Annotated in this window: 10 protein-coding genes and 1 pseudogene; 5 read left to right on the top strand and 6 right to left on the bottom strand. The window is 57.1% G+C overall.

The annotated features are described in order from the left end of the window. Positions 1-94: 94 nt before the first annotated feature. Positions 95-1,204, top strand: a complete 1,110-nt coding sequence (locus RHM68_RS09595) for a 2-aminoethylphosphonate--pyruvate transaminase (RefSeq protein ID WP_322222282.1) — start codon at positions 95-97, stop codon at positions 1,202-1,204. Positions 1,205-1,295: 91 nt separating this feature from the next. Continuing rightward, a complete protein-coding gene (gene phnX / locus RHM68_RS09590; RefSeq protein ID WP_322222279.1) occupies positions 1,296-2,123 on the top strand; it encodes a phosphonoacetaldehyde hydrolase in 828 nt (275 codons plus the stop codon). A gap of 133 nt (positions 2,124-2,256) precedes the next feature. On the opposite strand, the gene RHM68_RS09585 is transcribed toward phnX, so the two are convergent. Continuing rightward, positions 2,257-2,922, bottom strand: a complete 666-nt coding sequence (locus RHM68_RS09585) for a hypothetical protein (protein ID WP_322222276.1) — start codon at positions 2,920-2,922, stop codon at positions 2,257-2,259. Between the two features lie 377 nt (positions 2,923-3,299). On the opposite strand from RHM68_RS09585, the gene RHM68_RS09580 reads away from it, so the two are divergent. After that, positions 3,300-3,848, top strand: a complete 549-nt coding sequence (locus RHM68_RS09580; RefSeq protein ID WP_322222273.1) for a cytochrome b — start codon at positions 3,300-3,302, stop codon at positions 3,846-3,848. Positions 3,849-3,904: 56 nt separating this feature from the next. On the opposite strand, the gene RHM68_RS09575 is transcribed toward RHM68_RS09580, so the two are convergent. Both RHM68_RS09575 and RHM68_RS09570 read right to left on the bottom strand, forming a co-directional pair. Next, positions 3,905-4,831: a 1-aminocyclopropane-1-carboxylate deaminase/D-cysteine desulfhydrase gene (locus RHM68_RS09575; protein WP_322223747.1), complete on the bottom strand. Its 927-nt coding sequence runs from the start codon at positions 4,829-4,831 to the stop codon at positions 3,905-3,907. A gap of 96 nt (positions 4,832-4,927) precedes the next feature. Beyond that, complete coding sequence (locus tag RHM68_RS09570; protein ID WP_322222271.1) at positions 4,928-6,967, bottom strand: NADPH-dependent 2,4-dienoyl-CoA reductase; 2,040 nt, start codon at positions 6,965-6,967, stop codon at positions 4,928-4,930. Positions 6,968-7,436: 469 nt separating this feature from the next. On the opposite strand from RHM68_RS09570, the gene RHM68_RS09565 reads away from it, so the two are divergent. Both RHM68_RS09565 and RHM68_RS09560 read left to right on the top strand, forming a co-directional pair. Continuing rightward, positions 7,437-8,567, top strand: a complete 1,131-nt coding sequence (locus RHM68_RS09565) for a carbon-nitrogen hydrolase family protein (RefSeq protein ID WP_322222268.1) — start codon at positions 7,437-7,439, stop codon at positions 8,565-8,567. Between the two features lie 3 nt (positions 8,568-8,570). Beyond that, the gene (locus RHM68_RS09560; protein ID WP_322222265.1) at positions 8,571-9,611 is read left to right on the top strand and encodes an AraC family transcriptional regulator; all 1,041 of its coding nucleotides are present in this window, start codon (positions 8,571-8,573) and stop codon (positions 9,609-9,611) included. Positions 9,612-9,965: 354 nt separating this feature from the next. Here the strand turns inward: RHM68_RS09560 and RHM68_RS09555 are convergent, their stop codons facing one another. The 3 genes and pseudogenes from RHM68_RS09555 to RHM68_RS09545 form a co-directional block, all read right to left on the bottom strand. Continuing rightward, positions 9,966-10,829 (bottom strand): DUF2242 domain-containing protein, encoded by an 864-nt coding sequence (locus RHM68_RS09555; RefSeq protein ID WP_322222262.1) that lies wholly within the window; start codon positions 10,827-10,829, stop codon positions 9,966-9,968. Between the two features lie 283 nt (positions 10,830-11,112). After that, positions 11,113-11,868, bottom strand: a pseudogene (locus tag RHM68_RS09550) (group II intron maturase-specific domain-containing protein); the annotation flags it as partial. Positions 11,869-12,083: 215 nt separating this feature from the next. After that, positions 12,084-13,955 (bottom strand): SurA N-terminal domain-containing protein, encoded by a 1,872-nt coding sequence (locus RHM68_RS09545; RefSeq protein ID WP_322222260.1) that lies wholly within the window; start codon positions 13,953-13,955, stop codon positions 12,084-12,086. Between the last annotated feature and the right edge of the window lie 86 nt (positions 13,956-14,041).

The raw sequence follows: 14,041 nt of genomic DNA, 5'->3' as shown, positions 1-14,041 counted from the left end.
ATGACTGGCATAACAACAAACAATTTGATTGATAGCACAGCAAATTGCAATTTAAGCGCCGTAGCGTCACCCCATCGATTGCGAGAACGCGCGAATGAACACTGTCGAACCGATCCTCCTTACCCCAGGCCCACTGACTACATCGCGTCGCACACGTCAGGCGATGATGGTCGACTGGGGTTCTTGGGATGAGCGCTTCAATCAACTGACCGCCAGCCTTTGCGAGCAACTGCTGGGAATCATCAACGGTGCCACTAGCCACCATTGCGTGCCGCTGCAAGGCAGCGGCACCTTCGCGGTCGAAGCGGCCATCGGCACGCTGGTGCCACGCGATGGCAAAGTCCTGGTACTGATCAACGGCGCCTATGGCAAACGCCTGGCGAAAATTTGCAACGTGCTCGGCCGCTCGTTCAGCACGCTCGAAACCGCCGAAAACGAAGCCATCTCCGCCGCCGAAGTTGATCACCTGCTGCAAGCCGACGCCCACATCACTCACGTGGCGCTGATTCACTGCGAAACCAGCACCGGTCTCCTCAACCCGCTGGCAGATATTGCACACGTCGTTGCGCAACACGGCAAACGCCTGATCATCGACGCCATGAGTTCCTTCGGCGCGCTGCCGATTGATGCACGGCAGGTGCCGTTCGACGCGCTGATTGCAGCCTCCGGAAAATGCCTGGAAGGTGTACCGGGAATGGGGTTTGTGTTGGTGCGCAAAGCGTCGCTCGCGACGGCCGCCGGCAACTCTAATTCTTTGGCGATGGATTTATTCGACCAACACAGCTACATGGCCAAAACCGGCCAATGGCGCTTCACCCCGCCGACCCATGTGGTCGCGGCGCTGCACGAGGCCTTGCTGCAATACGACGAAGAAGGAGGCTTGCCGGCTCGGCATCAACGTTACGTCAATAACTGTCGGGTGTTGCTCGATGGCATGGCCAACATTGGCTTGCGCAGCTTCCTGCCCGCCGCCATCCAGGCACCGATTATCGTGACCTTCCACGCACCGAAAGACCCACGCTATCGATTCAAGGAGTTTTACGAACGGGTCAAGGCCAAGGGTTTCATTCTTTACCCCGGCAAATTGACTCAGGTCGAGACCTTCCGCGTCGGCTGCATCGGCCACCTCAACCAGACCGATATGCAGGCAGCGGTAGCAGCGATTGCGCACACCCTGAAGGAACTGGAAGTACACGACATCTAACCGTCACTGCCTTCCCCTTAGGGGGCGGGCGGTTCTACTCCCCACCCAAGGCTGCCCACCTATCGGTCAGTTGCCAAAGGATTTGACCACCATGCGCTATCGCAACCCTACCCACCTGCAAGCCGTTATCCTCGACTGGGCCGGCACCGTGGTCGACTTCGGCTCTTTTGCCCCCACACAAATTTTTGTCGAAGCCTTCGCTGAGTTCGACGTCCAGGTATCCATTGAAGAGGCCCGTGGGCCAATGGGCATGGGCAAGTGGGATCACATCCGGACCCTGTGCAATCAGCCGCAAGTCGCCGAACGGTATCGTCAGGTGTTCGGTCGCACACCAACCGACGATGACGTCAGCGCCCTCTACAAGCGCTTTATGCCGCTGCAAATTGAAAAAATCGCCGAACACTCAGCACTGATTCCAGGGGCGCTCGACACCATTGCGACGTTGCGCGAGCTGGGGATCAAAATCGGTTCCTGCTCTGGCTACCCAAAGCAGGTCATGGACAAAGTCGTCGAACTCGCCGCCACCAACGGTTACGCGGCCGATCACGTGGTTGCCACCGACGAAGTGCCCAACGGTCGCCCTTGGCCCGCTCAGGCCCTCGCCAACGTGATTGCCCTGGGAATCGACGATGTCGCGGCCTGCGTGAAAGTCGATGACACGGTGCCCGGCATCCTCGAAGGTCGGCGCGCCGGCATGTGGACCGTTGCCCTGATCTGCTCGGGCAACGCACTGGGTCTGGACTATGACGATTACACAGCGCTTGCCCCTGAGAAACTGGACAGCGAACGCACACGCATCCAGGGGTTGTTCGAAGGCTCGCGACCGCATTACATGATCGACACCCTCAACGATTTGCTGCCGGTGATCGCCGATATCAACAAACGCCTGGCCAAGGGTGAAATGCCGCAAAGCTCATAATAACGAGAAACACAAAAAGCCGCCGTCTATAGTTATAAGACGACGGCTTTGTTATTAACAACTAGCGCCACTAGGTGTGGCCGATTATTAAATCGGGCATTTGATCCGCTCGACGCCGTTAACTCTCACGGCGTCATGGGTAAATCTGTTGACCCTCTTTATCAAACATCGAACCATCGGTGTATTTCACATTGCCGTCTTTATCTTGTTCGGTGCCATCTTTCCAGACCAAACGACCATCAGGGTATTCCGTTGTTTCATCAGGCCAGACGATGCGTCCGTCCGGATACTCAACCCGGCCATCAACATGTTGGATTGTGCCGTCGGGGCGCTTGACCGATTCAAGATCAGGGCTGATCAGGCTGCCATCAGGCAAGGATGTCGAACCATCGCCATTCGTAACGCTACCGGCGGTATTAAGCAGATTAATCAACGCAATTGGATCAATGTTGATGTTCAGGGTCGGCCACTGTAGCGGCGCTCGAACAGCCTCAACGGGCTTGACCGGCTTGATGGGTGGCTTCCCAGGCGGCAGAGCTGGCTTGACGGGCGGCTTTACAGGCGCTGTCGGCTTGACGGGTGGTTTTACAGGGGCCGTCGGTTTAACGGGTGGCTTTACAGGAACTGTCGGTTTAACCGGCGGCTTTACAGGAACTGTCGGTTTAACCGGCGGCTTGACCGGTGGTTTGGTCAACGGTGGTTTAACAGAAGGCTTAGGCTTGGGAGTGGGTGGTTTAGCCATCATTTTTTTTACAGCGCCACAATAAGTTTTCACGCCACTCATCACTTTAATAGTCATCGATAAATCCTTTTAGTTACCCGATAAAGTAATCACGGGTTTTGTTAGCTTGTCACCCTGACAAACTTTCATGCCCCGACAATAACTAACTTTCCAGCACACTCAAAGTCCACGTAAATACAAAATATAAACAATAGCCAGTTACAACCCACGCCAGAAAAACACCTATTCAGAACTTTTTATACGTTACGTTCTTAAACCCGTACACCTGCCGCTCTCGATCAGTCCAGTTTCCGAGACCCAACGGCCACCCACCCAAAACAGCGCATGGTGAAAAATAATGACTTAGCTCAGGCAAAAACAGTGAGGTGGGATTACAGTTAAAGCACTCCGTCGAACTAGAACGGTGGTTCGACCAGACCTGTGAGGAATACCGTATGCCCTGGACAAACTCAGAATCGCGCTACAGCACCGTATCGATCATGTTGCACTGGTTGATGCTGGTCCTGTTGGCACTGGTTTATGCCTGCATAGAGTTTCGCGGAATTTTCCCCAAAGGCAGCGGTGGCAGAACGCTGATCACCGAAACGCACTTCATGCTGGGCCTGACGGTATTCGTGCTGGTCTGGTTCCGTCTGTTTGCGCGCAGCTTGGGGCCTGCGCCGCAGATTTTTCCGGCCTCCCCGCACTGGCAGACACTGCTCGCCAGATTAATGCACTGGGCGCTGTACCTGTTCATGATCGCCATGCCAATCCTCGGTTGGCTGGTCACCAGCGCCAAAGGAGATCAGGTGATGTTCTACGGTTTTGACCTCCCCATACTCATCTCGGAAGACAAGGCGCTGGCCAAGCAGATTCAGGGCTGGCATGAACTCGGCGGCACCATCGGTTACTGGTTGATCGGGTTGCATGCCTTGGCCGGTCTCTACCATCACTACGTGGTGCGCGATAACACCTTGCTGCGAATGATGCCCAAGCGTGGTTAAACCGCAGAAACGCTGCTGTGGCGAGGGCCCTTCCCCCCGCCAAAAGGGCATTCGGTCTAGCGCGCTGAGTCGCCGCCACGTCGCCCCTGCAAACCACCCGTGTGGATAAACACCAGCCGCGTGCCTCTGGAGAATATCCCCATTTCAACGCGCGACTTGAGCGCCAACAGCGCCTTGCCGGTGTAAAGCGATTCCAGGGGAATACCGCTCGCCTGCTCGGTCTGTGCAATGAAGTCGAGTAACACCGAATCCACCTTGGCAAAACCGCCACGACTGGCGTCCAGCAACTCGTAAGCGGGAGCCTGCAAACCGGCGTCTCGCACAATCGACTCAACCTGCTGCGCCACGCCGTGATCGTCAGGCACTGCCAGCGCCCCATACACCGGGCGTTCGCCTGATTCCGCCAGCACCAAACCGGCCAAGGTGGTGCCGGTGCCGCAGGCGAGCCACCAACCGTCGTAGTCATTCCAGCCCAAACCACTCAGTTGCTCGCGCACCCGCTCCCGAAGCTGCGTGCAGCCCAGTGCTCCGCGCAATCCACCGCCGCCTTCAGGCACGCAGTACAACGTCGGGTATTGATCCTGCCACGGCTGCCAGAAGCCCGGCTCATGCCGCTCCCGATAACCGGCGTAACCCAACCAATGCAATTGCATGCCGAAGTCTTGCAAATCCGTCACTGTCGGGTTGTCTTGTGGATGACCGCGCAGCAGGCCGACGGTGGAAAAACCAAACCGTTTGCCCGCCGCCGCCAGTGCATGCAGATGATTGGAGTAAGCACCGCCGAGGCTAATAATGCCCTCGGCGCCGGTCTGCGCCGCCGCCTCAAGGTGCTTGATGAGTTTGAACCACTTGTTGCCGCTGATAAGGGGGTCGATCTGATCCAGGCGCAGGATCGCAACTTCTATGCCGGCGGCGCTGAGCCATTCCAGACGAAGAGGGTCAAGAGAGGGTTTAGGTAGCCAGTTGACGGTAGGAAAAAGCATTAGCGCCTGATCGTGCTCAGAAAGAGCCGCCATTCTAGTCGCTCAAAGGCCGCCATCGCGAGCACGCTCGCGATGGCCATTCGCACCACCTATAGGCTACAACTCAGCCGCCAGGCGCGACCCTTGGTTAATTGCGCGCTTGGCATCCAGCTCAGCCGCCACATCGGCGCCACCGATCAGATGCACGCTCTGCCCGGCCGCCACCAGACCTTCCTGCAATTCACGCAGCGGGTCCTGACCGGCACAGATCACGATGTTGTCCACCGCCAGCACCTGCGGCTCACCGGTTTCGCCAATTCGGATGTGCAGGCCATCGTCGTCGATTTTCAGGTACTCGACGCTGTTGAGCATCTGCACCTGTTTATTCTTCAGGCCCGTGCGATGAATCCAGCCTGTGGTCTTGCCCAAGCCGTCACCGACCTTGGATTTTTTACGTTGCAACAGGAACACTTCACGGGCCGGCGCATGCGGCTCGGCCTTGATTCCGGCGACACCGCCGCGAGCCTCAAGGTGCGTGTCAATGCCCCACTCTTTCCAGAATGCCTCGCGGTCCAGACTGGTGGCGACGCCTTGCTGTACCAGAAACTCCGAGACATCGAAACCAATGCCTCCGGCACCGATCACGGCCACACGCTTACCCACCGGTTTGCGCTCGAGAATCACGTCCAGATAGCTCAGCACCTTGGCACTCTCTATGCCCGGGATTGCGGGGGTTCTGGGCGCAATGCCGGTCGCGAGAATAATTTCGTCGTAACCACCCGCCACCAGTTGCGCAACGTCCACACGGCTGTTCAAGCGCACGTCAACATGGGTCGTCTGCAACTTGCGGTTGAAGTAGCGCAGGGTTTCGAAGAACTCTTCCTTGCCCGGCACCCGCTTCGCGATGTTGAACTGGCCGCCAATTTCGCTGGCCGAATCAAACAGCGTCACCTGATGCCCGCGCTCAGCGGCGACGGTGGCAGCGGCCAGCCCAGCAGGACCGGCACCGACCACGGCGATTTTCTTGACCTGCTGCACCGGCAGGTAATTGAGTTCGGTTTCATGACAGGCACGCGGATTGACCAGGCACGTCGTCAACTTGCCACCAAACGTATGGTCCAGGCAGGCCTGGTTGCAGCCGATGCAGGTATTGATTTCATCACCACGTCCAGCGGCAGCCTTGTTTACGAAATCCGGGTCGGCCAAGAACGGCCGTGCCATGGAAACCATGTCGGCATCGCCTTCAGCCAGAATTTGCTCGGCCACTTCCGGGGTATTGATGCGGTTGGTGGTGATCAGCGGAATGTTCACCGAGCCCCTCAGCTTGGCAGTGACCTTGCTGAATGCCGCTCGCGGGACTTTGGTGGCGATGGTCGGAATTCGTGCTTCGTGCCAGCCGATACCGGTGTTGATGATCGTCGCGCCGGCCTGTTCGATGGCTTTGGCTAACTGCACGATTTCTTCCCACGTGCTGCCGCCTGCCACCAGATCGAGCATCGACAAGCGGAAAATTATGATGAAGTGTGGACCGACTGCTTCCCTCACACGACGCACGATTTCCACTGGCAGGCGCATGCGGTTTTCGTAACAACCGCCCCAGCGGTCAGTGCGGTGATTAGTGTGGGCTGCGAGGAACTGGTTAATAAAATAACCCTCGGACCCCATGATTTCGACGCCGTCGTACTCGGCCTGTTGCGCCAGGGTGGAACAGGTGACGAAATCGCTGATTTGTTTCTCGATGCCTTCTTCGTCCAGCGCTTTGGGCGTGAACGGATTGATCGGCGCCTGGATTGCGCTCGGTGCCACTTGCTTTGGACTGTAGGCATAACGCCCGGCATGGAGAATCTGCATGCAGATTTTGCCACCCGCTTCATGCACCGCGCGGGTCACAATCTGATGTTTGAAAGCTTCTTCTTCGGTGGTTAGCTTGGCGGCGCCGGAATACACGCCGCCCTCATCGTTCGGACCAATCCCACCGGTGACAATCAGGCCAACGCCACCGCGGGCACGCTCGGCAAAGTACGCAGCCATGCGTTCGAAACCGCCGGGCTTTTCCTCAAGACCGGTGTGCATCGAGCCCATCAAGGTGCGGTTGCGCAGCGTGGTAAAACCCAGGTCCAGCGGGGCCAGCAGGTGCGGGTAATGAGCGGCGGCCATCGGTAACTCCACATCGAGCGATCACGGAAAAGTGCAGGAGCTCTTTGGCTCCCATCAGTCATGTTCGACAGACTAAGAGCCCCGCCGCTGTCGCTCAATGACCGAAACTGACAACTTATTGATCAAAATGTGCATCGCCTTTTGACAAGCACTGGCAGAGCGCCCTCCTGTGATCGCGGCGCGGTCCAGAATTCACGCGTCCTATACGGTGTAGTAAAAACCGAGATGAGCGAAACAATCAAACCAGCACCCGCTCTTTCACTTAATGCTTCCTTGCATTACAGCGCAACCGCGCCCCCCCCGAATTACCCACCCACTGATTACTGTTTTGCGACGTAAAAATTCAGCTACAAGCGAAAAAAAACCCGAGAAAACAGAAATTTGCCCACTCAGCCCTTGATTGCCTTTATCCTCGGTCCAAATCCAAATGAAGAGCCATGTCCTGCACACGGCCGTTGATTGTTTTCCCATGCGCAGACTTCTCTACCTGACTTTCTCCATGGCGCTGACTGCCGCCCTCACAACCTACGCCATGTGGGCCGCAGACCGGCCGGTGGGCCATTACCTGTCTGACCTGCGGATAAATCTGACCGACAACCAAGGCACTCCCGCCGATCGCGGCAATGTTTTGGGGATCCAGCCAGAGTTGTTCCCAACTGACTATCAAAGTCCTGAGCGCTTGCATCGCAAGCTCGCCGCCTACCTGAGTAAGGCACACGACGAGGGTCTGCTGAATGAAAAAACCATCGTCGTACTGCCCGAGCATATCGGCACCTGGTTGATGGTCAGTGGCGAGAAAGACGAGCTATACCAGGCCAGCACGTTCGAAGAAGCCATGAACTGGCTGGCGGCGAGCAATCCCTTACAGTTTCTCCGTGCCCTGATCAGTGCCAAAGGCACAAGCCGTGTGGATGATGCCCATCTGCGTATGAAAGCCAAAAACATGGCCAAGGACTACCAGGCGTTGTTTGGTGGCTTGGCCAAAGAGTTTCACGTGACGCTGGTAGCCGGCACTATCGTGCTGCCTGAGCCAAGCGTGAGCGACGGCACCCTGAAAATCGGTCGTGGTCCTTTGTTCAACAGCAGTGTGGTATTCGGCCGTGATGGACTGCCAATAGGCCAACCGCAACGGCAAATCCACCCGACTTTCGAGGATCAGGACACCCTGACCGCCAACGCCGAGCACACACTCAATGTCATCGATACCCCGGCGGGTCGCTTGGGAATTCTGATCGGCAGCGATAGCTGGTACCCCGACAACTACCGCAAGCTCGACGAACAAGGCGCAAAACTGGTGGCGGTTCCAGCCTTCATTGTCGGACGCGGTACGTGGGAAAAACCGTGGAGCGGCTACAAAGGTCTATCGACGCCAGGCTCCATCAGTCTCAAGCCCGGCGAGCTTAGCGAAGGCCAAGCTTGGCATCGTCTCACCCTGATCGCTCAACCGCCCAACAGCCAAACAACTGCCGGTGTGAGCGTATTCCTGCGCGGTCAGTTTTGGGACAAGAGCAGCGCCGGTCAGAGCTTCCTCAGCAGTAACGCGCAGCATTCCGCCGACAGCAACGCCCGTGGCGCGCGTTTGCTGAACCTCTGGTTATAAGCGATGAAAGCACTCCCGATGCGCCTCGGGGATCTGTCGGTAGGCTTTGTCCATAGCTTGGCCAATGCGGTACAGAGTCACAATATCGACCCACAGCCGCTGCTTGATCAATACGGCCTCGATGGCGCTCGGTTGGCTGAAGCCGGTGCTCGATTGTCTATCCCGCGTTACATGCGTCTTGGCCACGGCGCGATTCAATTGACCGGCGACCCGGCACTTGGTTTACGCATGGGCCAACTCAGTCGTCTGAACCAGGCCGGACTGGCCGGCGTCACCGCCGCCCAGGCACCGACTATTCGCGAGGCGGCGCGATGCCTGATTCGCTTCGAAGCCTTATACGGCTCCAACTATCGCGGCCAATCGAGCTTGCACGAAGACGCACAGGGCGCGTGGTTGCGGTTCTACTCCATCAGCCCTTACAACGCCTACAACCGCTTCGTGGTGGACTCGATCATCGCCGGCTGGCTAACGCAATTATCCAGCTTGAGCGATTCCCCTCTGCGCGCAGAACGGATCGAGATCGAATTCGAAGCACCGGTTTATCGCGACGCCTATGGCGTGCTAGGGGATTGTCCAATCCACTTTGGCGGCGAACACAATCAACTGCGTCTGAGCCTCTCCAGCCTCGCTCAGCGCAATCCGCAACATTGCCCAAGCACGTGGCGACATCTGCTGCAACTGTGTGAACGGGAATTGGAACAAATGACACGCACCCGCAGCCTGCGCGAACGCATCACTCAGTTACTGGGGCCGTTGCTCAATGGTGGTCGGGAACCGGGGCTTGAAGAAGTGGCCGCACGCTTGAAGCTGCCGACCTGGACCTTAAGGCGCAAACTGGCAGACGAAGGCACGCAATTTCGCGCCATTCTCAACGACACCCGCCGCGACCTGGCGATGACCTATATCCGCGACACCGAACTCGCCTTCGGGGAGATCGCCTATCTGCTGGGGTTTGCCTCTGCCGAAGCCTTTCAAAGGGCTTTCAAACGCTGGAACGGCCAGACACCCGGCGAGTTTCGCCGCAGTCATCGACAATCCTCTTAAGCGCTAGAGTTCGGTCGCGTCTTCGGCCGGCTCCAGAGGGTCTAACTCAAAAGCCTGATAATCAAGCAGCTCTTCTTGGTATTCGTCCATTGCGTAATCTCCTACCGCTCGTTTTAAAAATGGCCTGAACAAATGACCTGCGCCTTGAGCATAAAGTGCCCGCGTGAAAGAAAAATGACGCAGACGTAAAGCTCAGCCACTACTTGATAAAACGTAGCAGGCGGTCAGGAATTTATCACAGGATTTTTGTCGATACGGGCCGTAGGACATTAGCCAGCGTTGAAGCAGATCAATCGGGAGAACCGCGACGGGATCGTCGTCATATGACGCGATCCCGTTACACCGAGAAACTAACTATTGAGGAAGCGCAGGAATCGGCTCGGTTGGAGCGGGCAACGAACTCGCAGGAGGCGGCGTTACGCTTTCTTCTGCAGGGGCAGATGGCGTCGGTTCGCTAGGCTTGATCGGTGCTGCTTCAGCCGGAGGCACCACAGGCTCAGAGGCTGCCGGTGCCGGAGTGGATTCGACCGGTGCAACCGGTTCGACCACAGCAGCGGGCGCTGGCGCGGCGGCGGGTACGGACTCCGCAGCGGCCGCCGGGGTCGAGACCACCGGCGCCGGCGCGGCCTTGGCTTCCGGCATACCAAGATCAGTTTTCGGCTTTTCAGTGATGTGCGCGGCCTTCTTCACTTCAGGTGGCAGGAACAGCTCCACCAATGCAAAAAAACGCTCGTAGAACTTGGCCGAAGAAACCGTTTCGCTGGCGACCTTGACCATCGAGTCATCCGACGAGCCGATCGGCATCGACACTGAGCCCAACACGCCAACACCAAGACTGGCGGAATTATTGGTTTTCTTCAGTGCATAGCGATCTTGCAAGGCGTTGGCAAACATCGTCGCACGGTGCCCGGCGCTACCGTCTTCGGCACACACCACACTGAAGCTGATCTCCATGTGAGTCTCGCCAGTTTGCTGAAAGCTTTTGTGCCCGCTGACCAGTTTCGGATCACTACTGGTGATGATGTAGCCCTGACTGAGCAAGGCACGGCGCGCGGCTTCGCAGCTCTGCGCATCACTCACCGGGTAGTTGCGTGAAAACGTCCCAGAGTCGTCGAAGTTCTCATGCTCATAGATGGCAGCCTTTTTCGACGAACAACCGGCAACCGTGGCCAGTATCAACGCCAGCCCGACGGCACGCATGGGAAATGATCTAAACATTGAACATCCTGAAGAAAACGGTTCGGCGCGTATTGTGCAACAGATCGATGCTTAGTGGAGCAACGATTAGTGTCTTAAAACAGTTACAGAGTGACTGACCATCCTTTACAGGGGAAAGTCGCCTACGGGTAATTATCCACGACCTGCCGCAAAGCCTCATCCGGCGCCTACCCACAGGTCATGAAACCCACCGCTCAGACGGTATTACGCGATTCGAGTAGGAGGCGGCTTCACAGCCGCCGTCCTCTCACACCACCGTACATACGGTTCCGTATACGGCGGTTCAGGTTATACGGCTAAGCCGGTTTATCGTATCCAGTATCGAGACCAGCCCGAGTCCATCCCACAGTTTCTTCGGCAGCGCCTGATTCATATGTGGCGCTCCCGAGCTCCACCATGGACCTCGACCGTTGAACGCTGATTTGCAGGCACGCGCTTCGCTGAGTCCTAAGCGCATCAAGTTGCGCGCCCTCGTAGAGGGCTGCTTCCATTGACGCCAGATGATGCAGCGAAGTTTATGCCGCACCCAGCCGTCCAGTTCCTCAAGGGGCCGCTTGCTCTGACTCAGCTTGAAGTAGCCAGCCCAACCGCGTAGTACGGGGTTTATCCGCTCGATGACGTTCGCCATCTTGTGGCCCCGCGCTCCGCGCAGCAGGTCTCTGAGTCGGTCGCGTAAACGACCCAGACTCATCGTCGCCACTCTTAGCCTCGGCTGTTGATGCCAGCTCATCCCATAACCCAGATAGTCACAGGCCCAAGGCCTTGCCACACGGCTCTTTTCCCGGTTCAACGTCAGTTTCAGACGCCGATTGAGAAAGCGCTCAACACTGGCCATCACTCGCGCCCCAGCACGACGACTGCGCACATAAATGTTCGCATCATCGGCGTAGCGCACGAAGCAATGACCCCGCCGTTCCAGCTCGCGATCGAGTTCGTTGAGCAGGATGTTCGACAGCAACGGCGAGAGCGGGCCGCCTTGCGGCGTCCCTTCCTGCCGTCGACTGGCGATACCGCCTGACATCACGCCGGCCTCGAGGTAAGGCTTCCTTCAGATTCGCAGTCACCCGCGACACCCTTGCCTTCGGCTAATACTTCCCCTTGCCGGGTGTGTAGAGGACTTGCACCTCCAAGTCACCAGCGTGGCCACCACAGCCAAACTGGTTGCGCTTGCGCGCAACGCGCCATGCCTGGCGCACCACAAAAAACCCCAGCTTTTAGGCCGGGGTTTTATGTTGCAGACACCTCAATCAGGCATCAGTAATGCTTGATGTCAGCCTGACTTTCCAGCTGTTTGCGGAAGGCAGCAAAGTCTTGCTGACCAATACGCGAGGCGAGGAAGCGACGGTATTGAGCCTTCTCTTCATCGGTCGGCGCAGCAGCTTCGTTGACGCCGTTCAGACGGACGATCACCAGGCTACCATCGGCCAGGGTCACATTGCTGAAGGTTGGCTTACCCTTGGCCACAGGCTTGGGCATGCGGAACAGCGCTTGCAGAACAGTAGGGTCAACCCCCTCCTGAGCGCGAGTGGCCGCTTCAGTGATCTTCCAGCTCTGGCCGTCGATTGGCTTATCAAGCGGCGTCTTGCCATCGCGTAGGCTAACAATCAACGCCTCAGCCTTGGTCTTGGCGGCGGCACTTGCGTGTTCCTTGGCCAATTGCACGCGGATGCTGGCAGCGACAGCTTCCAGTGGCAGTTGCGCAGGCTTGCGATGCTCCTTGGCACGCAAGACGATCACCGTTTCCGGGTCCAGCTCAATGGCGGTGCTGTTGGCACCTTCATCCAGCACTTCCGGACTGAACGCAGCTGTCACAACAGCACGATTGGCGGCAACACCGTCCCCCCCCTCACGGCCGAACGGAGCCGAAGTGTGAACGGTCAGCTTCAGGTCTTGCGCTGGCTGGGCCAAGTCGGACGCTTCGAATGACGAGTCTTCCAGTTGCTTCGTGGCCTCGACAAATCGTTGTTCGACCTGCTGGGTTTTCAGTTCGCGAGTCAGCTTGTTTTTCAAGCTGGCAAACGTCGGCACCTCAGGCGCTTCAACACCCAACAGCTTGATAAGGTGGAAACCGAAGTCGGTACGAACCGGAGCCGAGACCTGATCCTTGGTCAACGAGTACAGCGCTTTTTCAAAGGCTGGATCGTAAACGCCAGGACCTGCATATCCGAGATCGCCCCCACTGCTCGCCGAACCCGGATCCTGGGAGAACTCTTTAGCCAGAGCTTCGAACTTCTCACCCTTTGCCAGGCGCGCTTGAATCTCTTCGATCTTGGCCTTGGCTTGGGCTTCGGTCATCTTGTCGTTAACTTCGATCAAAATGTGCGCAGCACGACGTTGTTCAGCCAGGTTAGCGATTTCTTTCTGATACGCCGCTTGCAGGTCTTCGTCCTTGACGGCGACCTGATCAAAGAATGAAGCCTTCTTCAACTCCAGATAATCAATAACAACCTGATCAGGTGTCATGAATTCCTTGGCGTGTTCGTCGTAGTAGGCCTTGACCTCATCGTCGGTCAACTTCACCGCTGCAGGGTCCACCTTGATGTTCAGGAAAGCGAAATCACGAGTCTGTTTTTCCAGACGAGCGAAAGCCAAGACCTGTGCATCGGTGACAAAACCACTGCCCGCCAAGCCGGCGCGCAACTGGCCGATCAGCATTTCCTGAGCCAGCATCTGGCGGAACTGCAGCCGACTGTAGCCCAGTTGACGAATCACTTGGTCAAAACGCTCAGAGCTGAACTTACCGTCGACCTGGAACTCCGGCGTCAGCAGGATCACTTGGTCCAAGGAGGCTTCAGAGAACGCAAATTTCGATTTTTCTGCGCCTTGCAGCAGCAGCTTACGATCGATCAGGCCTTTAAGCGCTGATTCGCGTAGCATCTTTTCGTCAAGCAATGAGGCATCGAAATCCTTGCCCAGCTGTTGCATCAGCTGACGGCGTTGCATATCGACGGCCTGACTGAGCTCGTTCTGGCTAATTTCTTCACCGTTGACCTTGGCCGCATCATTGCTGTGCGTAGTGGCCTTGAAGATGGCGTCGAAACCGGTCAAAGCCATCAGTGCAACGATGACTCCAATAATGGTCTTGGCAATCCAGCCTTGTGAATTGTCCCTGATATTCTGCAGCATGCGTCCCCCAGAAACGGTTGAACTTCAAAATTAGGCAACCGTGGAGCGTGGGTAGAATCCGGATAGAAGAAAGGCGCATCCGAGGA

Origin of the sequence: Pseudomonas sp. DC1.2 (assembly GCF_034351645.1) — a bacterium.
Lineage (GTDB): Bacteria > Pseudomonadota > Gammaproteobacteria > Pseudomonadales > Pseudomonadaceae > Aquipseudomonas.
Note: the sequence above shows the minus strand (reverse complement) of the source record. Positions and strands in the feature narration are given on the sequence as shown.